The sequence below is a fragment of the Natronospirillum operosum genome (genome assembly GCF_004768465.1).
GTDB lineage: Bacteria > Pseudomonadota > Gammaproteobacteria > Pseudomonadales > Natronospirillaceae > Natronospirillum > Natronospirillum operosum.
This window is the reverse complement of sequence record NZ_SRMF01000002.1, coordinates 78,588-101,508: the sequence shown is the minus strand read 5'-3', so window position 1 is coordinate 101,508 and position 22,921 is coordinate 78,588. Positions and strand designations below refer to the sequence as shown.

Genomic DNA, 22,921 nt, shown 5'->3' with positions numbered 1-22,921 from the left:
TCTACTGCCTACTGCCTACTGTCTACTCGACAGAGGGGTTGCGCTCCGGCAAAAAATCCCTATTATATGCGCCTCGTTTGGGCGGGTCGTTAGCTCAGCTGGTAGAGCAGTTGGCTTTTAACCAATTGGTCGCAGGTTCGAATCCTGCACGACCCACCAGCTTTCTGCTGTCCGGTCCGAAGTAATGGGTGCAGGCTAAGTGCCTCATTTTCTTTGACTTTTTCCGCAGGAATCCGCACAATTCGCGCCATTGGGTCGTTAGCTCAGTTGGTAGAGCAGTTGGCTTTTAACCAATTGGTCGCAGGTTCGAATCCTGCACGACCCACCACTTTCCCGCATCCATGCAAGTGCTCAGCCCGTAATGCAGTCCGGACAGTCGAAAAACTCCGGATCATGCACCTTGATGACCAACCCCTTTGACCCCAGTATACTGGGTACAGGACGAAGCAAGAGAATGGGTTACAGCCATGAGGCGGGATAAAGGTCCGGATACAGTTTGATGACAGCATCCTATCAAGTCGGCACCAGGCCGGAATCCATCGAAGCAATCTGTGTTCCTGCACACCCGCAACAGGACGTGTTGAGTGGTGAGGCCAGGCGTGCGCAGTTGCAACAGGCTCAGGATCAGCTGGCGCGTCGTGGTGCAGTGCTGGTAGCCCACTACTACACAGACCCTCTGATGCAGGAACTGGCCGAGATCAGCGGCGGGTTCATCGGGGACTCGCTGGAAATGGCCCGTTTCGGCGCCGAAACCGAAGCCTCTACCGTGGTCGTCGCCGGGGTGCGCTTCATGGGTGAAACTGCCAAGATACTCAGCCCCAACAAGACCGTATTGATGCCGACACTCGCCGCCGAGTGTTCACTGGATCTGGGCTGCCCGCCCGATGAATTTGCCGCCCTGCGCGCCCGGCACCCGGACCGCACCGTAGTCGTCTACGCCAATACCTCCGCCGCTGTGAAAGCACAGGCCGACTGGGTCGTCACCTCGAGCATCGCGGTGGACCTGGTGGCGCACCTGCATGCGCAGGGCGAAAAGATTCTGTGGGCGCCGGATCAGCATTTGGGGCGCTATGTGGCTGATCAGACCGGCGCGGACATGCTGCTGTGGGACGGCGCCTGCGTGGTCCATGAAGAGTTCAAGGCGCAGGGTATCGAGCGCATGAAAGCCGTTTACCCGGAAGCTGCCGTACTGGTGCATCCCGAGAGCCCGAAGCCGGTGCTGGCACTGGCTGACCGGGTGGGTTCCACCACCCAGTTGCTCAAGGCCACCCAGGATATGCCGCAGCAGCAGTTTATTGTGGCGACTGATCGCGGCATCTTCTACAAGATGCAGCAGGCCAATCCGCACAAAACCTTTATCGAGGCACCTACGGCCGGCAATGGTGCTACTTGCCGCAGCTGTGCGCATTGCCCCTGGATGGCCATGAACCAGTTGGATGCGCTGATGCAGAGCCTGCAGGGCGATCAGCAGGAAATTCGGGTGGATCCGGAGTTGCGTGAGCGGGCCCTGGTGCCCTTGCGTCGCATGCTGGATTTTGCCGCTGCGCGCAAGTAGGCAGTGGCAGTACAGCCACAGGCTCTTTCCCGCTCAGCGTTGCTGCGCGCGTTCCCAGTTGCGCAGCTGGCTTTCCCAGCGTGAGCGTTCAGAATTGGTTTCGCTCAGTTCTGCTGCCCGCCGCAGTTGACGGATGGCCATGTCCATGTCGCCATTGATCCAGGTCGTCTGCGCCTGAGCTCGAAAGGCCCGGTGCCGTTCATGCTCGCCAGGATAAGCCAGGCGCAGGGTGTTCCAGGCCAGCAGATCATTGGCCGGCGCTTCGGCCATCAGAATAGTGCGCCACTGTGACCATTGCCGCTGGGGCAGCTCGATAACACCTTCCTTGTGCAACTGCATCAGACCCAGCGCGGCCAGCCAGTTGTCCGGCACCAGTTCCCCATAGCTGATCAGGCGCTCGGCCAGAGCCTCGCGGTCTTCACTGGTGGCCTGATTGGTCAGCCAGTCGGCGGCTCTGAACAGCAGGTAGGGGCTGGCCGCATGGCCATCAAGAATCTCATGCCACAGGGCGTAGCGTTCGGCAGTGTCGTTGGCCTGGTGCCAGGCGGCGTACTGTTCACAGCGCTGATCGTCAGCGCGCACGGTCAGGCCGCGATCGAGCTGAATCCAGCACAGGGGAATGTCGGGTGCCATGGCATCTGCTGCCGGATCGCCCTCTATGCGGTTGCGCAGGTCAGCGAGACGCGCGCGCACGTCCGGGTGCGTAGTCGGATAGGGCGTGCCGGCCGTGCCGGACTGGAAACGCTGGGCAGACGCCATGGCTTCATAGGCCCCGATCAGGCCATTCAGAGGCAAACCGCCGGAGCGCATGGCCGTGACTGCCATGCGATCGGCTTCCTCCTCCATGCTGCGCGAGAACGCCAGTTGCTGCTGTATGGCAGTGCCCTGAGCGCCGTAGATCATACCGATGGCCAGATCCGGGTCGACCTGCCAGGCCAGCGGTGCGAGCAGAATGCTGGCGATCACCAGGCCAGTGGACTGCCGCCGCGCCTGCGCCAGCCGCTGGTGGTGGCCCAGAGCCAGGTGGCCGAGTTCATGGGCCAGTATGGCCTGTACCTCGCTGGTTTCCGTCAGCATATCAAGCAGGCCGTCATGGACCCCGATCAGGCCGCCGGGCAGCGCAAAGGCGTTAAAACTGCGATGGTTGATGCCAAATATGATCAGATCCCTGCTGGTACCATCGCTGCTGAACGCCGGCAGCAGGGGCAGGGTAGACTGCTCCAGATAATAGGTCAGCCCAGGGTCCTGGGTGGTCATGCCCTGCGCATTGAGAAAGCTGAGATAGCGCAATCCGGCGCCGGTTTCCTGATTCTGTGCGCGAATGTCCTGCTGGCCCAGATTGGGCAAATCGCCAATCAGGATATCACCGCGGGCGAACGAAAACAGAATCAGGGCGACGGCGAGCAGGGAAATACCTTGGCCCGCTCTGAGTCCCCGGGTAGACTGGCGCCGGGGTGAGAAGAAAGTGAAAAGCTTCATGCAAACCAATATAAAGCAAGACATCATCGACGCCAGTGGTTTGGCTTGCCCTTTACCATTGCTGAAAGTAAAGCAGTGGCTGGCCCGGGCCGAGCCCGGCGCGCGCTTGCGGGTAATTGCAGACGATCCGGGCTCGGCCCGTGACATTCCCCGCTTTCTGGCGGCGAGTCCGCATCAACTCTTGCGTGAAACACGAACTGACAACATCTGGGTGGGTGAGATTGAAGCAGGACAGTAAGGCATGCTGAAGGTAATCGAGAGTATCTACCACCGCTATTTTTCCGACGAGGAAGCCATCATTCTGGCTTTTGTCCTGGTCGGAGCCATGCTCGCCATCTGGCTGTTCGGCGGCATTCTGGCCCCCGTCATCGCTGCCTTGATCGTGGCCTATGTGCTGGCGCCGGCAATGGATCGCATGGTGCGCTGGCGCATCCCGCAGGTGGTTGCTGCCAGCCTGCTGTCGTTGCTGTTCCTCGGCTTGCTGCTGCTGGTCGGGCTGGTGCTGTTCCCGTTCATGTGGACCCAGTTGATGACGCTGACCACTGAACTGCCCAAGATGATTATCGAAATGCAGGCGTCCCTGAACCTGCTGGTGGAGCGTTTCCCCGAAATCTTCGACGAAGAACAGGTCATGCAGTGGATCCAGCAACTGAATCTGGCCGCACTCGGCAATCAGGCGGCGGCCCAGTTGCCGCGCCTGGTCAGCTATTCGCTGTCGACACTGCCCAATATCGTTACCGTACTGATCTACCTGCTGATCGTGCCGCTGCTGGTGTTCTTCATGCTGAAGGATCGCACTACTCTCTGGCAGGCCACGCTGTCCATGCTGCCGACGCGCCGCCGTCTGCTGACCGACATTGGCCGTGAAATGAATATGCAGATCGCCAACTACATTCGCGGCAAGGTGATCGAAATCCTGATTGTAGGCGCCGTGACCTTCATTACCTTCGAGATTCTGGGTCTGAACTATTCCGCCCTGCTGGCAGTAGTGGTCGGTCTGTCCGTTCTCATACCCTATATCGGTGCCACCGTGGTGACCATTCCGGTAGCCCTGATTGCGCTGTTCCAGTTCGGCATCAGCAGTGACTTCTACATTGTTCTTGGCGCCTACCTGGTGATTCAGGTGCTGGATGGCAATGTGCTGGTGCCGCTGCTGTTCTCGGAGGCGGTCAATCTGCACCCGGTGTCCATCATCGTGGCGGTATTCTTCTTTGGCGGCATCTGGGGGTTCTGGGGCGTCTTCTTCGCCATACCTCTGGCGACTCTGATCAAGGCCGTCTTCAATGCCTGGCCCAAACACCCGGACCTGGGGGAGACTCCGTGGCCCAGCCGGACATTGGAATCATCCCAACAGCAACAGCCGCCGGCCGAAGACAAGCGCTGACCAACCTGATCAGGACGCCGGTAACCCCATTCAGGTTGAGGTTACCTGCGTTCAGCATTACCATTGCACGGTTAAAATTACCGCCGTTCCTGAATAGTAGAGAGGCACCGCATGATCAAAGGGAGCACCGTTGCTCTGGTCACCCCCATGAACCAGGATGGCAGCATCAGTTGGGAAAGCCTGGAGCAGTTGCTGGAGTTCCATATCGAAAACGGTACCCAGGGTATCGTGTCCGTCGGAACCACGGGTGAATCCGCTACGCTGACCATGGCCGAGCACAAGGCGGTGATCAAATTTACCGCTGACTACTGCCGTGGTCGCATACCCGTATTGGCGGGAACCGGGTCCAACAACACCATGGAAGCGGTGGAGCTCACCAAAACGGCTGCAGAGGCCGGGGCCAATCTGACGCTGTCGGTAGTGCCCTACTACAACAAGCCCAGTCAGGAAGGCCTGTACCAGCACTTCAAGACCATTGCCGAGGCCGTCGATCTGCCGCTGATGCTCTACAATGTGCCCGGCCGTACAGTGACCGACATGAGTAACGAAACCGTGGCCCGACTGGCCCGGATTCCCAATATCATCGGCATCAAGGATGCCTCTGCCGACATCTCGCGCGTGCAGGCCATCAAGGCCATGGCCGGGCAGGATTTCGCCATGTATTCCGGTGACGACGCTACCAGCCTGGACTTCCTGCTGGCCGGTGGCGACGGCGTCGTCTCCGTCACCACCAATGTGTCCCCCAGAGCCATGCAGAGCATGTGCATGGCGGCCATTGAAGGCAACCGGGAACTGGCTGAACGTTTGGATGCTTCGCTGCAACCGCTGCACAAGAACCTGTTTCTGGAGAGCAATCCGGTACCGGTCAAGTGGGCACTCAATCTGATGGGGCTGATACCACCGGGTATTCGGCTGCCGCTGGTGCCGCTGGCGGAGCAGTATCATGATCAGGTCCGACAGGCCCTGATCGAATCCGGTGTACTGTGAGGAGTGCGCTGAAGTGATGCCGAATCTGATGCCGATCGCCAGGCGTCTGGCGCTTATGCTGTTGATTGGTGCCGGGCTGAGTGCCTGTGCCAGCCAGGACCTGCAGACCACTCAGGAGCGCGAGCTGGACTGGCGCACCCAGAGTGAGGTGCTGCCGCAGGCGAGTAATCGCTACTGGCTGCCCGAGCCCTTGCCGGCCGGTACGCCCGTGTCGTTGCGTGCCCCCCGGCTGGATCTGGAAGTGCAGTCCGATGTGACCGAGCGTCGCATCGAGCGGTTACGGCTTTACATCGACTCCAATGGCCTGCCCCTGATCGAGATGCCGGATGAACCTGCAGTGGCGTCGGAGCAGGTAAGAGCCGCTTTTGACAGTCTGGGCTGGGAGGTTCGGCGCACCCGGCTTGATTCTGAAAACAGAATCGAAATAGATGGCTCCGAATGGCTGGAACGCCGCAGTGATCAACTGTTCCCGCGGCGCCCGGTCATCTACGTCTATTTCTATTCGCTGGGTGCCGGTACCCAGGTGCATCTGGAACGGCGCGAAGAAGACCAGCCGTTCCCGGTGGGTACACAGCGCAATCTGCTGGAACAGCTCTACGCGGAACTTTCATAATGCGTTATGCCTCTCTGGGCAGTGGCAGCAAGGGCAATGCGACGCTGATCGCAGAGGGCGATACCACAGTGCTGGTGGACTGTGGGTTTGCCGCCCGGGAAGCCATTGCACGCATGGAGAGGTTGGCGTTTGATCCGGCCAGTCTGCGCGCCGTGCTCGTCACCCATGAACATGGCGACCACGGCAAGGGCGTCAGGGCGCTGTGCCGCAAGCTCAATATTCCGGCCTATATGTCCGCCGGCACGGCCATCGGTCTGAAATCCCGGCAGGAGCCTCATGTGCGCATTATCGATGCGACCAGCACCTTTCAGCTCGGATCGATCGAAGTACAGCCGGTGATTGTGCCGCACGATGCGCGTGAAACCTGCCAGTTTGTATTTTCTGCCGGTGGCGCGCGCCTTGGTCTGCTGACGGATCTGGGGCATATCACCCCCTTTATTGCCCAGTGTTACCAGAATCTGGATGCCCTGATTCTGGAAGCCAATCATGACCCGGTCATGCTGGCCGAAGGGCCCTATCCGGCTTCGCTCAAACGTCGCGTCGGCGGTGATTTCGGGCACCTCAGCAATGAACAGAGTGCCGACCTGCTGCGCCAGATGGATCTGGATCGATTGCAGCAGGTGGTGATTGCCCATATCAGTGAACAGAACAACGACCCGGCCCGGGCCCGGACGGTGCTTGCCGCCGCCATGCCCGGCCATGAACACAAGCTCCGTATCAGCACCCAGGAGGCCGGTTTTGACTGGTGTCAGGTGCAGACCCGTATCGAGGACCCCGCATGAACAAGGCAGAGCTGCTCTATTCCGGTAAAGCCAAGTCGGTCTACTACACCGATCAGCCGGACTACCTGATTCTGGAATTCCGTGACGACACCTCCGCTTTTGACGGCAAGAAGAAAGCCGCACTGGCGCGCAAGGGGCAGGTGAACAACCAGTTCAATGCCTTTGTCATGGAAAAACTGACCGCCGCCGGCATACCGACCCATTTTGAGCGCCGCCTGTCGGCCCATGAGTCACTGGTGAAGAACCTCACCATGCTGCCGGTCGAGTGCGTGGTGCGCAACCGGGCTGCCGGCAGCCTGGTGCGTCGCCTGGGCGTCAAGGAAGGCCAGACACTGACGCCCCCCGTGTTCGAGTTCTTTCTGAAGGATGATCCGCTGGGTGACCCCATGATCAACGACAGCCATATTCTGACCTTCGGCTGGGCGAATCAGGGGCAGATTGACCAGATGAAGGCGCTGACCCTGGCTGCAAATCGTGTTCTTGTGGACCTGTTCTCAGCCGGCAACATGATCCTGGTGGATTACAAGCTGGAATTTGGTATGTTCAAGGGAGAGTTGATTCTGGGGGATGAGTTCTCTCCGGACGGCTGTCGTCTCTGGGACAGCGAGACGCTGGAGAAAATGGACAAGGACCGTTTTCGACAGGATCTCGGCAATGTTATCGAGGCGTACGAAGAAGTCGGACGGCGCATTGGCGTGCAGTTCGACTGAAATGCAGCGGGCTTCAAGCAATGTCCGAACGCTCAGCAACAGCCAGGAGTAACAGCATGAAAAAGACCATGATCGTCGCCGCCACATTGGCTACTGTGGTGCCGGGTGCACAGGCCGCTCCCTTTGTCGACTTCGAGTTCGGCGGTGGCATGACCTTTCCGAGCCTGGATGGTGGCCAGATTGGTGACGACGCCTCGCTGACCGGCAGCGGCGGCCAGGCCAATCTGGATCTGGAAGCGCAGAATGGCTTCTATCTGGGTGGACGCATTGGTATTCCAGTCGTGCCGGATCTGAAATTGAAGTATGAACGTCTCATGCTCGAGAACGACAACGTACAGACGACGCCATTCGAGATTGATGGTGATCAATACAGTGGCCAGGGCAGTGCGCTGCTGGACATGAGCCACCTTGATACCACGTTGTTCTACAGCCTGCCGGACCTGGCGCCCGGCCTCGACTACTATGTCGATTTTGGCCTCAATGTGCGCTGGCTGCTGGGTGAGTTCGAATTCGAAGATGATACCTTTGGTGATGTATCGCAAAGCTTTACCGGTATTCCGCTTCCGGCCGGGCATCTGGCGGGCGGGGTGACATTGCCGGTGGTTGACGTCGAGTTGTCCGGTGAACTGAATACCCTGCCGCTGGATGGCATCAGTCATACCGACTGGAACGTCAAGGCGCGCTGGTACGCACCTCTGCCGCTGGACTGGGTCGGTCGTCTGGGTATTGAAGGCGGCTACAGAAACTGGTCCATTGATGTTGATGGTGAAGAGTTCGGACTGATCGACGACGATTTCAAGCTGGAGTTCGAAACCTCCGGCTTCTTTGTCGGTACCGCCTTCACCTTCTGATCTGCGCCTCAACAGGGTAGCTGAGACAGCCTGCACCAGCAGGCTGTTTCAGCTGCCTTCTGTTCTTTCCTCTCCGTTGTTTCACTTTTCTTTGCTGTGACACTCCTTGCTGTCTGCTGTCTGCTGTCTGCTGTCTGTGCTGCCGTGGTCGGCTATCCGTTGCCCTGCCTGCAACCCGGCCATGTTCCCCTGTGCTGCCGAGAGACTTAATCTGGATCTAAAAATTATTTTCATAAAACTAATCTTGAAATCTTTAGTAAGTCCAATATAAGATCAATACAGGTCCAAATGCAGAAAAATGGGCTTAAAGTAGAGACCTATAAATACTAAATTAGAATCAAAAGAAAATAATTTTCATTTCTGAGAGAATTGCAGCAGGAGGAATCATGAGAACAATGATAACGGCAACTGCCGTGGCTTTTATGGCCATGGGGGTGTCCCCGGGGGCTCTGGCGGATCAGGATCGCCATGTGCTGACCGTCAATATCGAGATTCAGAGTTCATGGAGCCGGAACTTCAACCCGTTCAATGAAACCACACGACTGCGTTCCACCCGCGAGTTCATTTATGAACCGCTGGTAATCTACAACGTCTTCGACCAGGGCCAGCCCCATTACCGTCTCGCCATCAGTGACGATTATGCGGATGATCTGATGAGTATCGCCTTTGACCTGCGCGAAGGCGTGACCTGGTCCGATGGTGAGCCCTTTACCGCCGAAGACGTGGTGTTCACCTATGAAATGATCCGGGATGAGCCGGCACTGGACCTATGGGGGATGTGGGACGATCGCCTGGAGTCGGTAGAAGCCGAGGGCGACCATCGGGTGATCTTCCATCTGCAGGAAGTCTATACCGGTGTGCATGAACGCATTGCCGAGGTGCCTGTCGTGCCCATGCATATCTGGTCCGAAGTCAGCGACCCGGTGTCCTACGCCAATACCGATCCTGTGGGCAGCGGCCCCTTTACCGAGATTGACCGTTTTTCCTCCCAGATCTATGTGCAGTGTCGCAATCCGCATTACTGGGATAACGACAACCTGGAAGTGGACTGTCTGCGCTTCCCGCAGCTGGGCAGCAACGACAACGTCCTGCTGGCCGGTGCTGACGGTGAGCTGGATTGGTTCGGGTCGTTCATCCCGGATATTGACCAGACCTATGTGGCGCATGACCCCGACCACCACCACTACTGGCTGCCACCGGGCAGTCTGGTCGGCATGGTGCTGAACCTGAACGCGTCTGCGGACGGCAACCGCGAAGCCTTCAACGACATCAACTTCCGCCGCGCCTTCTCCATGGCCATGGACCGGCAGGCAATGGTCAATGTGGCAGGCTATGGCTACCCGACGATCAATCAGGACCCCAGCGGTCTGGGCGAGCTGTATGCCCTCTGGGCGGATGCCGATATCCTGGCAGAGTTCAGTGAATTCATGGACTATGATCTGGATGCGGCTGGCGCCCTGCTGGCTGAAGCAGGCTATGAAGACTCCAATGGCGACGGCTACCTGAACACCCCTTCCGGAGAGTCCATCCGCTTCGAGCTCATTGTCCCCAATGGCTGGACTGACTGGGTCAACACCGTTCGCATAGCCGTGTCGGACCTGCAGGACCTGGGACTGAACGTGGAGGCACGCACTCCCGAGGTAGCAGCCTGGGATGAGGCCTACATTTCGGGCGAGTTTACCGGCGGCATCAATTCCTGGCTGCCCGGCGTTACACCGCACCGGCAGATTGACGGTGCTTACCATCCGCGGTTTGTTGACCGTCGGCGCGATGCTGCGGCTCGTTATCACAACGACGAGCTGGTAGGCCTGCTGGAACAGTTCTACACGGTGGCCGAGCAGTCCGAGCAGGAAACGATCATGCACGAGATGCAGGCCATCCTCTCGCGCGACATGCCGATCATTCCGGTCTTCAACAACCCGATGTGGTACCAGTACAACGACAGCCGCTTCACTGGCTGGTGGAATGCGGACAACCCCGGCGGCCGACCACAGCCGCATGCGGGCAACCCGGAGCGTCTGCTGCACGTGCTCGATCTGAGCCCGCGCAACTGAGACGAACGTCGGTGACTGTCGGCGGCGCCTTGTGAAGGTTGCTGCCGACTGTTTCAGGGTTTGAACAGGGCCTCTTCGGGGCCCGCACTGAACGGACGGTGAACCGCTATGTATTTCTTTCTGCGCCGCCTGGGCTTCTATCTGGCAGCCTTCGTGGTGGCGTGCACTTTCAATTTTCTGTTGCCGCGCATGATGCCCGGCGACCCGGTACAGATCATGTTTGCGCAATCCGGCAGCACTCTTGGCCCGGAAGCCATGGATGCACTGCGTGCGACCTTCGGTTTTGTCGAAGGTCCCATCTGGCAGCAGTATCTGATTTACCTGAAAAGCGTGTTCAACTGGGACCTCGGCTTGTCGGTCAGCTTCTATCCCTTCTCGGTCAATGACGTGATCGGTACTGCACTGCCCTGGACACTATTGCTGGTCGGGTTGTCTACCCTGATCAGTTTCAGCCTGGGCAGCCTGCTGGGCATCTATGCCGCCTGGCGTCGGGGTGGCCTGTTCGACTCCATAGTCTCCCCGCTGGCGCTGGTCATGCAATCCATACCGGCCGTGGTGCTGTCGATACTGGCACTGTTCGTGTTCGCCGTCATGCTTGGCTGGTTTCCCGTCGGTCGGGCCTATGGACTGGACCATGATCCGGCGTGGTCATTCGCCTTTGTCGCCAGCGTGGCGCATCACGCCGTGCTGCCGCTGATCACACTCATCACCGTGCAGGTCGGTGGCTTTCTGGTCACCATCCGCAACAACATGATCAACCTGCTCGGTGAGGACTATATCAACATGGGGCGGGCCAAGGGCCTGGGCGATACCGCCGTCATGTTCCGCTATGGCGCGCGCAATGCGTTGCTGCCCAGTGTGACCAGCTTTGCCATGGCCTTCGGCTTCATTGTGGCCGGCTCCCTGATTACCGAGGTCATTTTCAACTACCCGGGGCTCGGCCGGCTGCTGTTCAACGGCATCAATGCCCGTGACTATCCATTGATTCAGGGGCTGCTCCTGATCATCACCGTCGCCACTCTGGCGGCCAATTTCATTGCGGACCTGGTCTATGTGGTACTGGATCCCCGGCTGCGCAGGAGTTGATGTATGTCCATTCTGATAAGCATTCTGCGCCAGAACTGGAAAGCCCGCCTGGGTGTACTGATTGTTCTGGGCTTCGTTCTGCTGGCCATCTTCGGGCCCTGGTTTGCCGAGTTTGCACCGGAACGCCGGGTCGGTCTGCCGCACCAGCCACCGGACGGCAGCCACTGGCTGGGCACCACCCGTATGGGTCAGGATGTGTTTTCGCAGTTCGTCCACGGGGCTCGCACATCACTGGCCGTCGGCTTTGGCGCCGGCTTCATCGTGGCGGCTCTGGGCACCCTCATCGGCGTTGTGGCCGGTTATTTCCGCGGCAAGGTCGACGAGTTTCTGACCTTTCTGACCAATGTTGCTCTGGTGATTCCGAACCTGCCCCTGCTGCTGGTGCTGGCGGCCTTTATCGGCAGTGCCAGCCCGCTGGTGATCATGCTGATCATAGGCTTTACCTCCTGGTCCTGGGGTGCTCGGGTGATCAGGGCACAGACCCTGGCCCTGCGCGACCGGGAGTTCGTGCACGCAGCGGAACTGCTGGGAGAGCCCCGCTGGCGCATCATCGGCGTGGAGATACTGCCCAATCTGGTCTCCATTGTCGGCATCAACTTTATCGGCAGCGTGATCTATGCCGTACTGACCCAGGCCACCATCGAATACCTGGGGCTGGGCAATCCGCTCGATGTGTCCTGGGGCATCATGCTGTACAACGCCCAGAACTCTGCTGCCCTGTACGTGGGTGCCTGGTGGGAAGTGCTGGCGCCCTGTGTGGCCATTGCGCTGTTGGGGGCGGGCCTGGCCCTGCTCAATTTTGCCATTGATGAAATGGCCAACCCGCGTCTGCGTACCTATCGCCTCAACCGCCGCGTGCGGCAGCGCATGGCGGCACTGTCCGGCAAGGAGGTTTCAGCATGAATCAGCCCTTGTTGTCCATTCAGGGTCTCAGCGTGGACTATGTAACCAATCAGGATGTGTTCAGGGCGGTCGACAAGGTCGACCTGGATATCGCCGACAACGAGATTGTCGGCCTGGCCGGGGAATCCGGCTGTGGCAAGAGCACCCTGGCCTACTCGGTACTCAATCTGCACCGGCCGCCGGCCTTCATTACCCAGGGGCAGATCCGCTACCGGGACACCAGCGTGCTGGACCTGCCCACGGCCAGCCTGGACCGCTTCCGCTGGAACGAGGTGGGCATGGTGTTTCAGAGCGCCATGAACTCCCTCAACCCGGTGGTGCGCATTGATCGCCAGTTTCTGGATGTGCTGCATGCCCATACAGATCTGACCCGTGAGGCCGCCCTGGCCAGAGCGGAAGACATGATGCGCCTGGTCGACATCCCGGTCAGCCGCCTGCGTGACTACCCGCACCAGTGCAGCGGCGGCATGCGCCAGCGCATCGTCATGGCCATCTGCCTGGCGCTCGAACCCAGGCTGATCATCATGGACGAACCGACCACGGCGCTGGATGTGGTGGTGCAGCGGGAAATACTGCAGCAGATTCACGAACTGAAACAGCGGCTCGGTTTCTCGGTACTGTTCATTACGCATGACCTGGCGCTGATGCTCCAGTTCTGTGATCGCATCGGCATCATGCGCCAGGGGCGCATCCTGGAAATGGGGTCGCGGGACGACATACTGCACCGACCGCAGAACGCCTATACCTGTCAGTTGCTGGATGCCATCCCCGGCCGCCACCTGTTCGGCCGCACCTGGCAGTGGAACCAGACCGAGGAGGCGGCCTTATGACCACCTTATTGCAGGTCGACAACCTGCAGCAGACGTTTCTGTTGCAGCAGGGGTTGCGCAAGGTGCCTTTCGAAGCCCTGCGCGGCGTCAGCTTCTCGCTGCAGGCGGGCCGGGCCCTGGCCCTGGTCGGCGAGTCCGGCTGTGGCAAGAGCACCACGGCCCGCGTGATTACGCGCATGCATGAGCCCACCGCCGGCAGAGTGCTGCTGCACGGACAGGATGTCACTGAACTGAAATCACGCCGTGCCCTCAAGGCCTATCGGAAATCCCTGCAAATGGTATTTCAGGATCCGTTCGGCTCGCTCAACCCCACGCGCTCGGTGCGTCACCACCTGACCCGTCCCTTGCGCCTGCATCAGCCGGCGCTGAAGCGCCGGCAACTGCAGCAGCAGCTCGAGGCGTTGCTGGAACTGGTTGAACTGGGCGACCCCGGCATGCTGGACAAGTATCCCCACCAGATGAGCGGGGGCCAGCGCCAGCGGGTCAATCTGGCGCGCGCACTGGCTGTGGAACCCGAGGTACTGATTGCCGACGAACCGACGTCCATGCTTGATGTCTCCATTCGCATGGACATGCTGAACCTGTTTCGCAAGCTGAAGGCCGAGCGTCAGCTGGGTCTGCTGTATATCACGCATGATATCGCCACCGCCCAGTATGTGGCCGAGGACACCGCCGTCATGTATGCCGGCCAGATTGTCGAGTACGGGCCCACCGCCTCGGTGATTGACCACCCCAGCCATGACTACACCCGTTTGCTGTTGTCCTCGGTACCGGATCCGACCCGGAGTTTCGCTGAACTGGCCGCCGAGGAGTCGGATTTCCGGGAACGCGCCGACCGCATCCGTCAGCAGAGTCGTGCTGCAGGCTCGGACTATGAAAAAGTGGCCGAGGGGCACTATTGCCTGCGCCAGGCCGTGACGCAGCAGAAGGAGGCACTATGCTGACGCTCTGCCCGCAGCCGCAACATCTGCAGTGGAACGGGGACCAGTGGCCCGTGTCGGTAGCGGACCTGAGTGCCCGCCTGGCCGCCTGCCGGGTTGGCAGCCCGCCGCTGCCCGAGCTGCCACGCCACGACGATTCAGTCCTGGACGAGGAGGGATATCGCCTGGAAATTACCTGCCAGGGTGCCAGCGTGACCTGTGGATCCGACCAGGGCTATTTTTATGCCGTACAGACACTGTTGCAGATCTGCCACCAGTGCACCGGGCAGGCTGCATTGCCTGGCGTGCAGATTGATGACAGCCCCTGGTTTCCGGATCGGGGCGTGCTGCTGGATATCAGCCGGGATCGGGTGCCGACCATGGCGCAAATCTACCGTCTGGTCGACCTCTGGTCGGGGCTGAAATACAACCGCCTGCAACTCTATATGGAGGCGGCCTTCGCCTACGAGGGCCACGAGGCGGCCTGGCGTGACCGTTCACCCTTTACCGCAGAAGAAGTCCGCGCGCTGGACAGCTACTGCCAGCAGCGCGGCATGACCCTGATGCCCAACCAGAACACCTTCGGGCACATGGAGCGCTGGCTGGACCTGCCCGAGTATGCCCATCTGGCCGAAAACCGGGGTGGCTGTGTCGACCCCAATGGCAACTTCCGCAATCACTCCTTCTGCCTGAATCCACTGAGTGAGCAGTCGGTCGACTTTGTCGCCGACCTGCTGGACCAGTTGCTGCCCTGCTTTACCAGCCGTACGGTCAATATCAATGCGGACGAAACCTTTGACCTGGGGGTGGGTGCCAGCCGCCAGCGCTGCGCCGACATCGGCAAGGGCCAGGTCTATATGGATTACCTCAGGCGCATCCATGAGCTGTGCCAGGCGCGCGGATACCGCATGCAGTTCTGGTCCGACATCGTGCTCAACTACCCGCACCTGCTGGATCAGGTGCCGGCCGATGCCACCGTGATGAACTGGGGTTATGAAGCCGAACATCCGTTTGCGGACGAGTGCGCCCGCCTGCAGGCGGCCGGCCTCGACTTTCAGGTAGTCTCCGCCACCGGCACCTTCGCCGCCCTGACCGGGCGCTGGCGCAACTGCCGGCTCAATGTGATCAACGCGGCGCACAACGGCCGCAGATTCGGTGCCAGCGGGTTCTGGATGTCGGAGTGGGGTGATTTTGGCCATGCCCAGCCCTGGTGTGCCGCCTATCCGGGCTACCTGATCGGTGCCACGGCCGCCTGGAACCCGAATACGGTGGAAGACTTCAACACCGAACAGGCCCTGCAGCAGTTGCTTGCCGGCAACAGCACCCTGACCCTGGCGCTGTTCCGGCTGGGAGATCTGTACCTGAGCACGGAAACCGATCAGCAACTGCCGTTCGTGTCCGTGTTTGGCGCTCTGCTGTGCAACCAGATGACCAACCGGCACATGAAGAAGGTGCAGCACTGGCATCGCGCCGGCTTCGAGCAGGCATTGCAGCAGTGCCACCAGTTGGACGCTGCGCTGCAGGGTCTGGGCACCGCTGATCCGGAGCAGGCCTTCATGCGCGAAGAACTGTTGCTGACCACCCGTCTGGCGGCGCACGCGTCCGCTCTGGGCATGGCGCTGAGCGAGATACAGGACTACCGGGTCGAGCAACTGTCGACGACTGCCCGGGCGGCGCTGGCCAGCGAGCTGGCCTCGCTGCTGCCCGAATATGACCGCGTGTGGCTGCAGCGCAGCCGACCCGGCGGGCTGGATGCCAGCCGCGCCCGACTGGAGTTTCTGCTCGCCCTTTATCGGGGAGCCGTCAGACCAACCCGCCGGCTGCCGGAGCAATCATTGTGAGTTATGCGGATCCTCCACGATCGGCCAGATAGGCCGGTTCAGTTTTCGATAGCCATTGGTGGCCGGGTTGCTGGGGTAGGGTGCCCCGGCATCCACATAGATGATCTCGTGCGCGATCGGCACAAAGGCATCATGAAAGTGGTTGGTTGATTTCACCATCAGATAACGCCGAGCCCCGGGGTCGATACCCATGACGCTGAACAGGCTGGGGTCGAACGACTGGCAGCGATTGGAAGTCAGCACCACATCGACACCGGCAAAGTGAATCCAGGCGCTGTCGCCCATGGGCACCTGGCTGTCACCGAAACGCTGCTCGGCCTGGCGGACCAGACCGCGTACCTCTACCTCGGCGTCCACCGGCGCGCCGGCCGTGGCGCAGCTCTTGCCGCCGAACCGCAGCGGGATGCGGGCATTCAGGCCAGCAGCAAAACAGAACTTGACCGCAATGGGGTCCCACAGCGTGCCCAGCGCGACATCGCTCATGCCCCGTTCCAGACCGGCGCGCAGCAGCAGGGTGCCGTCGCCAGCCACCCCGCCGCCTGGGTTGTCCCATACATCGGCCAGTACCACAGGGCCCCGGGTGCAGGCCTGGGCCTGATCCAGTGCTACCTCGATGTCGAGAAAGGGCGGGCGGGTACGACCCCGGAACGAATACAGCTGCTCGCCGAGTTCACGGGCCAGTTGAGCGCCCAACTCGGGCGCATTGTCGGTCACTACCAGCATCCGCGTACCCAGCTCCGGTACATCACCGGCCATGAAACCGTGAATGACCGAGATGGAAAGAATGCGCGGGTCGCTCTGTTCGAGTTCATGCAGCTGGCGCACAAAGCCCTGCATCGGCTCGCGTGAGGTCGGCAGCACCTCGATCATGCGACAGTCATGGGTCGACATGAGTGGTCTGATTTCACCGTCGGCCGTGGCGCGCGCCAGCCTGACCAGATCCCGTGCCCGGGCCATGAAGTCGGTATGCGGGAACTCCTTGAACGCCACCAGCAGGTCGGCGGCCCCGACCCGGGCCGGGGTCAGATGGCTGTGCGGATCCAGCTCGGCGGCGATGGGCACGTCGGACCCTACAAGCTCGCGGACCCGCTGCAGCAGGTCACCCTCGCAGTCGTCATAACCCTGGGCGACCATGGCGCCGTGCAGGCCCAGTACCACCAGATCTACCGGCATGGCGGCGGTCAGCTCCGACAGCAGCGTATCGCGCAGGTGCTCGTAGGTATCACGGTTGATCAGCCCGCCCGGCTCGGCCCAGGTGGCCGTGCCCTCGACCACACGCCAGCCGGCCGGGGCCAGCAGTTCCCGGCAGGCGATCATGGGCGCGCTGCACAATGTCGGTGTCTCCGGGTGTTCGCCCGGGGCCGCGTAGAAGCTGTCTCGAAAAGATTGCAGGTCCGTGAATACCGGTGAAAAGGTGTTGGTTTCGGTGGCCAGCGAGGCCGTGTAGACCGTTTTCTGTCTCATTGGATTCGATCCTGATTGTGCAAGCTGAAAGAGGGGTGCTGACGAGGCAGCAGCGCGCCGGAATGGCCCACCACAGCGCCGGCCAGCGCACAGGCATGGCGGGCCGCCTGCGTTGGGTTCTGCCCGTGCAGGCGGGCCGCCAGATAGCCCCCGTTGAAGGCATCTCCGGCGCCGGTGCTGTCCACAACCGGCACCTCACAGGCCGGTATGGTCTGCCAGTCTGCAGACTCTGTGGGCAGCCGTGCGCCCTGGCCGCCACAGCGCACCACCAGTTCCCGTTGCGGGTGGTGGGCCAGCAGGCTGTCCAGGGCTCGGTCTGCGGGACGTTGGTACAGCGCCATTTCGTCATCCAGCGACGGCAGGTAGATGTCACTCAGGGCGAGCAGTTGTTCGTGCCAGCTCAGGGCCTCGGTGGTTGATTTCCACAGCTGTGGGCGGAAGTTGCTGTCATAGACGATGCTGCAGTCGGTGCTCAGCGCGCGCAGCAGGTCCAGCAGGCCACTGCGATCAGCCACGATGGCAGCCGTGATCAGCGACAGGTAGACATGGCTGGCGCCGGCACAGGCCTGCAGCAGTGTGTCCCGGGGAGTGTCGAGAAGCCGGGTGGCTGCCGAGGCCTGTCGCCAGTACTGGAACTGCCGCTCGCCGGCCATGTCGGTGCTGATCCAGTAAAGACCGGGTTGGCGACCTGGCAGGCGCTGCACGGCCGAGGTATCCACACCATCCTGCTCCCACTGTCGGACCAGTTCATCACTGCGCGGGTCAGCGCCCAGCGCCGTCAGGTAGGAGACCGCTATACTGCTCTGCGCCAGGGCATAGGCCGTGTTGTAGGTGTCGCCGCCATAACCCGCGCTGAGCTTGTCTCGGGACTGCGTCTGCTGGCGGATTTCCAGCATGCATTCGCCCATGCTGACCACTCTGGGCGTCTGCTCCGGGTTTGCCCCGGGCCTTTTCGGAGCTGCTGAATGGCTGCGGGGCCGGTCTACACGCATGTGGTTGATCTCAAGTAAAGAAAATAATTTACACAAAACAAATGTGAATGCATACTAATGCGGCCGAAATAGGCTGTAAATACCCAATATATGAAAATAATTACCTTATTGTGAGGAAGAACAGGTGCGGCAAATGGACTATGAGCATTGGCGGTTTCAGCACCGCTGGACAGGTGCTGGAGGGCGTCAGCTGCAGTTCTCCCATGCTGTGCAGGCCAGCGAGATCGTTGGCACGGGTGCCATGGGGAGTCGATGCCAAAGTGGAAATGGATCTGCTAGCCTACAAGGCATTGCAGGCCTGACAGTGGAACCCTGACCCTTGGACATCATATCCCGCATCCGCGATGTACATGATTCACTCAGTCGTGCCGAACGGCAGGTGGCCGATTACATCCTGGACAATCTGGATGTCGCGGTGCGTACCAGCACCACAGATCTGGCCCGCGCCGCCAATGTGAGCCCGCCGACGATCACTCGCTTTTGCCGTTCCATCGGCTGTGACAGCCTCAAGAGCGTCAAGCTGGAACTGGCGCAGGCACAGGTGGTGGGCGGGCGCTATTTGCGCAAGCCTTACCACCAGGGCGATGTGCGCGCCGTGCAGGACAACGTCATCGGCGGTCTGCGCAATGCCATCCACCAGTTGGAAAACCAGTTGGATCAGACCGCGCTGGAAGCCGCCGTTGGCAGACTGAAAGAGGCTCGTCGCGTGGTTGTCTTTGGGGGTGGGGGCAGTGGTGCCAACCTGGCCGAGGAACTGGAAAACCGGTTGTTCCGACTGGGTTTGCATGCCAGTGCCTATGTGGACACCCAGATGCAGACCATGGTGGCAGCGACGCTGTCGCAAGGGGATGTACTGGTGATCCTGTCCGCCACCGGACGCTTCGAGCCGCTGGTGAAATGTGCCGAGATAGCGCGGCAGTATCAGGCCGAGGTCATTGCCCTGACCCGACCGGGCTCGGCGCTGGCACGGTCAGTGGATGTGGCCCTGACACTGAGCATCGAGGAGTCGGAAGACATTCTCAAACCGACGGCGTCGCGCTATGCCTTCATGGCGCTACTGGACATCCTGGCTACCGCCGTTGCGGTCGAGATGGAACTGGTGGCAGCGGAACGGCTGCGTCGCATCAAGTATCAACTGATCGCCAGCCGTGACGGCGTTGATGACGGCCAGCCGCTGGGCGATTGAAACAGCCCCGAACAAGGAGACAGAGCATGACCGCTCCCATGGAAACACTACTCAAGCAGGCCCGCCCGGTTATTCCGGTGCTGGCGCTGAAATCCGTTCCCGCCGCGATTGAAGTGGCCAAAGCACTGCACAAGGGGGGTATCAGCGTGCTGGAAGTCACTCTGCGCACCGATGCCGCCCTCGACATCATCCGCGAACTGGCGCAGATCCCGGAACTGACCATCGGCGCCGGTACCGTCACCAATCCGGATCAGCTCGACCAGGCGGTGCGCGCAGGGGCCCGATTTGCCGTCAGCCCCGGCGCCACGCCGAATCTGCTGACTGCGGGCCGGGAGTCAGCCATTCCTCTGTTACCGGGCGTGGCCACCGCATCCGAACTGATGGCGGCTCTGGATGCGGGCTATCACTATCTCAAGTTCTTTCCGGCTGAAGTCGCCGGCGGTGTCGCCGCCCTGAAGGCGCTGGCCGGCCCGTTCCCGCAGGTGCGATTTTGCCCCACCGGGGGTATTGGCCGGGCCAACTATCAGGACTATCTGGCTCTGCCGAGCGTGGTCTGTGTCGGTGGGTCCTGGCTGGTACCGGCCGACCTGCTGGCGCAAGAGGACTGGGCGGGCATCACACACCTGGCTGCCGAGGCCGTCGCATTGGGCCACTGACAGCAGGCGCCTGTGTTCGGCTCAGCTGATCGCCACCGCCTTGAACTGCACATGGACGGCCTGGCCGGTCTGCAGGCCCAGTTGATCGCGTGATTTGCGCGTGATGCGGGCCAGCAGCGGGGTGTCGCCCAGGGTCAGGGTGACCAGTTGATGCGCCGGGTGGGGGTCGTTATTGAAGCCGGTAATCCGTGCCGGCAGATGATTCAGGGCGCTGCCTCGGCTGTCGGCGCTCAGGCTGAGCACCACATCTCTTGCTGCCACCCGAATGCGTACCGTCGAGGTCTCGGGCGCGTGTGTGCAGGGCACCTGCAACTCGCCGCCATCAAATGTCAGATGCAGCAGGTGGTATTCGGACTCGAACCGGACGACCTTGGTTTCGATCACCGAGGTGGCATTGTCGGCATGGGCCAGCGGCAGGTCCGTGCGGGTCAGCAGCGACTGCAGCGGCCCGGCGGCCAGCAGCCGACCCTGCTCCAGCAGCAGCATGTGATCCGCCAGCCGGGCCACCTCCTCGATGGCATGGGTGACATAGACCACCGGGATATCCAGCGTCTGATGCAAACGGTCCAGCCAGGGCAGAATCTCGTTCTTGCTCAGGGCATCCAGCGCCGCCAATGGCTCATCCATCAACAGCAGATCAGGGCTGGTCAGCAAGGCCCGCCCGATCGCCACCCTCTGCCGTTGCCCGCCGGACAGTTCGTGCGGGTAGCGGTGCAGCAACGGCGCCAGACCCAGCAGTTCGACAACCTCGCCCGGCTGTAAACGCCGTGCGTCTGCCGGCACCCGGCGATAGCCGTAGTGCAGATTGCCGGTCACGGTGAGGTGCGGGAACAGGGCGCCTTCCTGAAACACATAACCCACCGCACGCTGGTGCGGCGGCCATTGCCGACCCCCGGCCTGCCACTGCTGGCCGTTGACGCTCAGCCGACCCTGTACCTCCGGCTCCAGCCCGGCCAGACAGCGTAGCAGCGTGGTCTTGCCGCAGCCGGAATGCCCGAACAGGGCCGTGACGCCCCGGGGCGGTATCCGGCCGGCCAGTTCCAGGCAAAAGCCCGGGCGCTGCAGATGGAAATCGAATTCGATCATGTGGTCCCCAGCCGGAAGCGACCATTGAGGGTGTAGAGGGCGAACAGCATCACGAAGGACAACCCCAGCAACAGCCCGGACAACCGATGCGCCGACCCATAGTCGGTGGCTTCGACATGGTCATAGATGGCAATGGAAATCACCTGGGTCTCACCCGGAATATTGCCGCCTATCATCAGCACCACACCGAACTCGCCCACCGTATGCGCAAAGCCCAGCGTAATGGCAGTCAGAAAACCGCGCCGGGTCAGTGGGAGAATGACCGACAGCCAGCGGTCCAGAGGCGTGGCGCGCAAAGTAGTGGCGGCTTCCAGCGTGCTGCGATCCAGGCTGGCAAAGGCGTTCTGCAGCGGCTGCACCACAAAGGGCAGGGAATAGAGTACCGAGCCGATCACCAGCCCGGTAAAGGTAAAGGCCAGTGCCGGGCCGCCCAGTGCCTGAATCGGGCCCTGCGCCCCCAGCAGCATCAGCACATAAAAGCCCAGCACCGTGGGCGGCAGCACCAGCGGCAACGCTACAATCGACTCCACGGCCAGCCGGATGCGGCTGCGGGTATGCGCCAGCCACCAGGCCAGCGGTGTGCCCAGCACCAGCAGTATCACGGTGGTCACTGCGGCCAGACGGAGGGTCAGCCCCAGGGCAATCCAGTCGGCCTGCTCAATACCCAGCACAGCCTGCCTCTCCGTTTCGGCTTGGCAGCAGATAGCCATCCTGCTCGAGAATACCGTGCGCCACCTGATCGCAGCGCACCCACTGCATGAAAGCAGCAGCCCACGGGTTGTCGGCCCCGGCCTGCAGCATGACCGCCTCCTGCACTATGGGCGGGTAGCTGTCGGCCGGCGGCAGCCAGCGGGAGCCCATGGGCTCACCCCCCTGCTGGCGCTCCAGCACAATCACCTGGGAGGCGGCCACCAGTCCCAGTTCAGCATTGCCCGAGCGCACAAAGGTGAAGGCCTGACTGATGCTCTGGCCGGTTACCAGTTGACGGGACTGCAACTGGACGCCGGCATTGTCGAGCAGTGCTTCGGCCGCCACCCCATAGGGCGCCACGCGCGGGTTGGCAATGGCCAGGCGCCGGAATTCGCCCGACTGCAGCAGAGCCAGGCCGTCCTCCGGGATCAGCTCCGGGTCGTTGCTCCACAGCATCAACTGACCCAGCGCATAGACAAGGCGGCTGTCGGGCAGGGCCTCGCCGCTGTCCACCAGATCGGCCGTGCGCTGATCGTCGGCAGAAAAGAAAAGATCAAACGGCGCCCCTTGCCGAATCTGGGCAAAGTGCTTGCCGGAGGAGCCGCTGCTGATGCGAACCCTGAAATCCGGATGCTGGCTCTGATACTGCGTCACCAGGTGTTCCAGAGTCGGGTTGAAATTGGCCGCCACCGCAATGCGCACTTCCGCCATGGCCAGGCTCGGCAGCCAGACCGTCAGAGTCAGCAGCACAAGGGCGCGGGTGATTGTACGGCAGACCCTGGAAAACCGTATCATGGGCAGTGTGAACTCTTCATCGGGTTGGCGTCATGATCCATGGTTGCGACTGAAGTC

The 22,921-nt window shown here is 61.1% G+C and carries 22 protein-coding genes and 2 tRNA genes; 18 read left to right on the top strand and 6 right to left on the bottom strand.

The features are described 5' to 3' along the window. Window positions 1-83: 83 nt before the first annotated feature. The 3 genes from E4656_RS06955 to nadA all read left to right on the top strand — a co-directional run bounded on the left by E4656_RS06955 (window position 84) and on the right by nadA (window position 1,555). Window positions 84-159 (top strand) — tRNA-Lys (locus tag E4656_RS06955). A gap of 93 nt (window positions 160-252) precedes the next feature. Then, window positions 253-328, top strand: a tRNA-Lys gene (locus tag E4656_RS06950). 171 nt (window positions 329-499) lie between these two features. Then, window positions 500-1,555, top strand: coding sequence for a quinolinate synthase NadA (gene nadA, locus E4656_RS06945; RefSeq protein ID WP_135482465.1), 1,056 nt, complete (start codon window positions 500-502; stop codon window positions 1,553-1,555). A 33-nt stretch (window positions 1,556-1,588) separates the two neighbouring features. On the opposite strand, the gene E4656_RS06940 is transcribed toward nadA, so the two are convergent. After that, complete coding sequence (locus E4656_RS06940) at window positions 1,589-3,034, bottom strand: M48 family metallopeptidase (RefSeq protein ID WP_167855964.1); 1,446 nt, start codon at window positions 3,032-3,034, stop codon at window positions 1,589-1,591. Between E4656_RS06940 and E4656_RS06935 the strand changes: the two genes are divergently transcribed. The 13 genes from E4656_RS06935 to E4656_RS06875 all read left to right on the top strand — a co-directional run bounded on the left by E4656_RS06935 (window position 3,033) and on the right by E4656_RS06875 (window position 15,995). Beyond that, complete coding sequence (locus E4656_RS06935; RefSeq protein ID WP_135482463.1) at window positions 3,033-3,272, top strand: sulfurtransferase TusA family protein; 240 nt, start codon at window positions 3,033-3,035, stop codon at window positions 3,270-3,272. The genes E4656_RS06940 and E4656_RS06935 overlap by 2 nt on opposite strands. 3 nt (window positions 3,273-3,275) lie before the next feature. Then, the gene (locus E4656_RS06930) at window positions 3,276-4,418 is read left to right on the top strand and encodes an AI-2E family transporter (protein WP_135482462.1); all 1,143 of its coding nucleotides are present in this window, start codon (window positions 3,276-3,278) and stop codon (window positions 4,416-4,418) included. Between the two features lie 111 nt (window positions 4,419-4,529). Next, window positions 4,530-5,405: a 4-hydroxy-tetrahydrodipicolinate synthase gene (dapA, locus tag E4656_RS06925; RefSeq protein WP_135482461.1), complete on the top strand. Its 876-nt coding sequence runs from the start codon at window positions 4,530-4,532 to the stop codon at window positions 5,403-5,405. A 13-nt stretch (window positions 5,406-5,418) separates the two neighbouring features. Next, a complete protein-coding gene (locus tag E4656_RS06920) occupies window positions 5,419-6,018 on the top strand; it encodes a hypothetical protein (RefSeq protein ID WP_135482460.1) in 600 nt (199 codons plus the stop codon). Continuing rightward, window positions 6,018-6,800: an MBL fold metallo-hydrolase gene (locus E4656_RS06915; protein ID WP_135482459.1), complete on the top strand. Its 783-nt coding sequence runs from the start codon at window positions 6,018-6,020 to the stop codon at window positions 6,798-6,800. The genes E4656_RS06920 and E4656_RS06915 overlap by 1 nt, the downstream gene beginning before the upstream one ends. Beyond that, window positions 6,797-7,510: a phosphoribosylaminoimidazolesuccinocarboxamide synthase gene (gene purC / locus E4656_RS06910; RefSeq protein WP_135482458.1), complete on the top strand. Its 714-nt coding sequence runs from the start codon at window positions 6,797-6,799 to the stop codon at window positions 7,508-7,510. The genes E4656_RS06915 and purC overlap by 4 nt, the downstream gene beginning before the upstream one ends. A gap of 56 nt (window positions 7,511-7,566) precedes the next feature. Continuing rightward, window positions 7,567-8,361, top strand: a complete 795-nt coding sequence (locus E4656_RS06905) for a TIGR04219 family outer membrane beta-barrel protein (protein WP_167855963.1) — start codon at window positions 7,567-7,569, stop codon at window positions 8,359-8,361. A 386-nt stretch (window positions 8,362-8,747) separates the two neighbouring features. Continuing rightward, window positions 8,748-10,415, top strand: coding sequence for an ABC transporter substrate-binding protein (locus E4656_RS06900; protein ID WP_135482456.1), 1,668 nt, complete (start codon window positions 8,748-8,750; stop codon window positions 10,413-10,415). Between the two features lie 108 nt (window positions 10,416-10,523). After that, a complete protein-coding gene (locus E4656_RS06895) occupies window positions 10,524-11,501 on the top strand; it encodes an ABC transporter permease (protein WP_135482455.1) in 978 nt (325 codons plus the stop codon). 3 nt (window positions 11,502-11,504) lie between these two features. Beyond that, complete coding sequence (locus E4656_RS06890; RefSeq protein ID WP_135482454.1) at window positions 11,505-12,404, top strand: ABC transporter permease; 900 nt, start codon at window positions 11,505-11,507, stop codon at window positions 12,402-12,404. Further along, complete coding sequence (locus tag E4656_RS06885) at window positions 12,401-13,234, top strand: ABC transporter ATP-binding protein (protein ID WP_135482453.1); 834 nt, start codon at window positions 12,401-12,403, stop codon at window positions 13,232-13,234. Before E4656_RS06890 ends, E4656_RS06885 begins: the two co-directional genes overlap by 4 nt. Next, window positions 13,231-14,178 (top strand): ABC transporter ATP-binding protein, encoded by a 948-nt coding sequence (locus tag E4656_RS06880; RefSeq protein ID WP_135482452.1) that lies wholly within the window; start codon window positions 13,231-13,233, stop codon window positions 14,176-14,178. Before E4656_RS06885 ends, E4656_RS06880 begins: the two co-directional genes overlap by 4 nt. Next, window positions 14,172-15,995 (top strand): beta-N-acetylhexosaminidase, encoded by a 1,824-nt coding sequence (locus tag E4656_RS06875; RefSeq protein WP_135482451.1) that lies wholly within the window; start codon window positions 14,172-14,174, stop codon window positions 15,993-15,995. Before E4656_RS06880 ends, E4656_RS06875 begins: the two co-directional genes overlap by 7 nt. On the opposite strand, the gene E4656_RS06870 is transcribed toward E4656_RS06875, so the two are convergent. After that, a complete protein-coding gene (locus tag E4656_RS06870) occupies window positions 15,987-17,459 on the bottom strand; it encodes a M81 family metallopeptidase (RefSeq protein ID WP_135482449.1) in 1,473 nt (490 codons plus the stop codon). The two genes, E4656_RS06875 and E4656_RS06870, sit on opposite strands and share 9 nt — an antisense overlap. Beyond that, window positions 17,456-18,367 carry a sugar kinase gene (locus tag E4656_RS06865; protein WP_167855962.1) on the bottom strand — a complete coding sequence of 304 codons (912 nt, stop codon included), beginning with the start codon at window positions 18,365-18,367 and terminating at the stop codon, window positions 17,456-17,458. The genes E4656_RS06870 and E4656_RS06865 overlap by 4 nt, the downstream gene beginning before the upstream one ends. A 403-nt stretch (window positions 18,368-18,770) precedes the next feature. Here E4656_RS06865 and E4656_RS06860 point away from each other — a divergent pair, with 403 nt between their 5' ends. Together E4656_RS06860 and E4656_RS06855 are read left to right on the top strand one after the other, a co-directional pair. Then, a complete protein-coding gene (locus tag E4656_RS06860; RefSeq protein ID WP_135482446.1) occupies window positions 18,771-19,637 on the top strand; it encodes a MurR/RpiR family transcriptional regulator in 867 nt (288 codons plus the stop codon). A gap of 26 nt (window positions 19,638-19,663) precedes the next feature. Next, window positions 19,664-20,293, top strand: coding sequence for a bifunctional 4-hydroxy-2-oxoglutarate aldolase/2-dehydro-3-deoxy-phosphogluconate aldolase (locus tag E4656_RS06855; protein WP_135482444.1), 630 nt, complete (start codon window positions 19,664-19,666; stop codon window positions 20,291-20,293). Window positions 20,294-20,314: 21 nt separating this feature from the next. Here E4656_RS06855 and modC read toward each other — a convergent pair whose 3' ends face one another. Genes modC through modA form a run of 3 tightly spaced genes read right to left on the bottom strand, consistent with a single transcriptional unit; the run spans window position 20,315 to window position 22,864 of the window. Beyond that, a complete protein-coding gene (modC, locus tag E4656_RS06850) occupies window positions 20,315-21,379 on the bottom strand; it encodes a molybdenum ABC transporter ATP-binding protein (protein WP_135482443.1) in 1,065 nt (354 codons plus the stop codon). Further along, window positions 21,376-22,050: a molybdate ABC transporter permease subunit gene (gene modB, locus E4656_RS06845; RefSeq protein ID WP_338090009.1), complete on the bottom strand. Its 675-nt coding sequence runs from the start codon at window positions 22,048-22,050 to the stop codon at window positions 21,376-21,378. The genes modC and modB overlap by 4 nt, the downstream gene beginning before the upstream one ends. Continuing rightward, the gene (gene modA / locus E4656_RS06840) at window positions 22,037-22,864 is read right to left on the bottom strand and encodes a molybdate ABC transporter substrate-binding protein (RefSeq protein ID WP_205849139.1); all 828 of its coding nucleotides are present in this window, start codon (window positions 22,862-22,864) and stop codon (window positions 22,037-22,039) included. Before modA ends, modB begins: the two co-directional genes overlap by 14 nt. Between the last annotated feature and the right edge of the window lie 57 nt (window positions 22,865-22,921).

Bases quoted from the DNA above. Each gene is read 5' to 3' on its own strand.
- E4656_RS06890 (WP_135482454.1), top strand. From the start codon at position 11,505: ATGTCCATTCTGATAAGCATTCTGCGCCAGAACTGGAAAGCCCGCCTG.
- purC (WP_135482458.1), top strand. From the start codon at position 6,797: ATGAACAAGGCAGAGCTGCTCTATTCCGGTAAAGCCAAGTCGGTCTAC.
- E4656_RS06855 (WP_135482444.1), top strand. From the start codon at position 19,664: ATGACCGCTCCCATGGAAACACTACTCAAGCAGGCCCGCCCGGTTATT.
- E4656_RS06935 (WP_135482463.1), top strand. From the start codon at position 3,033: ATGCAAACCAATATAAAGCAAGACATCATCGACGCCAGTGGTTTGGCT.
- nadA (WP_135482465.1), top strand. From the start codon at position 500: ATGACAGCATCCTATCAAGTCGGCACCAGGCCGGAATCCATCGAAGCA.
- E4656_RS06930 (WP_135482462.1), top strand. From the start codon at position 3,276: ATGCTGAAGGTAATCGAGAGTATCTACCACCGCTATTTTTCCGACGAG.
- modC (WP_135482443.1), bottom strand. From the start codon at position 21,379: ATGATCGAATTCGATTTCCATCTGCAGCGCCCGGGCTTTTGCCTGGAA.
- E4656_RS06885 (WP_135482453.1), top strand. From the start codon at position 12,401: ATGAATCAGCCCTTGTTGTCCATTCAGGGTCTCAGCGTGGACTATGTA.
- E4656_RS06875 (WP_135482451.1), top strand. From the start codon at position 14,172: ATGCTGACGCTCTGCCCGCAGCCGCAACATCTGCAGTGGAACGGGGAC.
- E4656_RS06870 (WP_135482449.1), bottom strand. From the start codon at position 17,459: ATGAGACAGAAAACGGTCTACACGGCCTCGCTGGCCACCGAAACCAAC.
- E4656_RS06940 (WP_167855964.1), bottom strand. From the start codon at position 3,034: ATGAAGCTTTTCACTTTCTTCTCACCCCGGCGCCAGTCTACCCGGGGA.
- E4656_RS06905 (WP_167855963.1), top strand. From the start codon at position 7,567: ATGAAAAAGACCATGATCGTCGCCGCCACATTGGCTACTGTGGTGCCG.
- modA (WP_205849139.1), bottom strand. From the start codon at position 22,864: ATGATACGGTTTTCCAGGGTCTGCCGTACAATCACCCGCGCCCTTGTG.
- E4656_RS06915 (WP_135482459.1), top strand. From the start codon at position 6,018: ATGCGTTATGCCTCTCTGGGCAGTGGCAGCAAGGGCAATGCGACGCTG.
- E4656_RS06895 (WP_135482455.1), top strand. From the start codon at position 10,524: ATGTATTTCTTTCTGCGCCGCCTGGGCTTCTATCTGGCAGCCTTCGTG.
- E4656_RS06880 (WP_135482452.1), top strand. From the start codon at position 13,231: ATGACCACCTTATTGCAGGTCGACAACCTGCAGCAGACGTTTCTGTTG.
- E4656_RS06900 (WP_135482456.1), top strand. From the start codon at position 8,748: ATGAGAACAATGATAACGGCAACTGCCGTGGCTTTTATGGCCATGGGG.
- dapA (WP_135482461.1), top strand. From the start codon at position 4,530: ATGATCAAAGGGAGCACCGTTGCTCTGGTCACCCCCATGAACCAGGAT.
- E4656_RS06865 (WP_167855962.1), bottom strand. From the start codon at position 18,367: ATGGGCGAATGCATGCTGGAAATCCGCCAGCAGACGCAGTCCCGAGAC.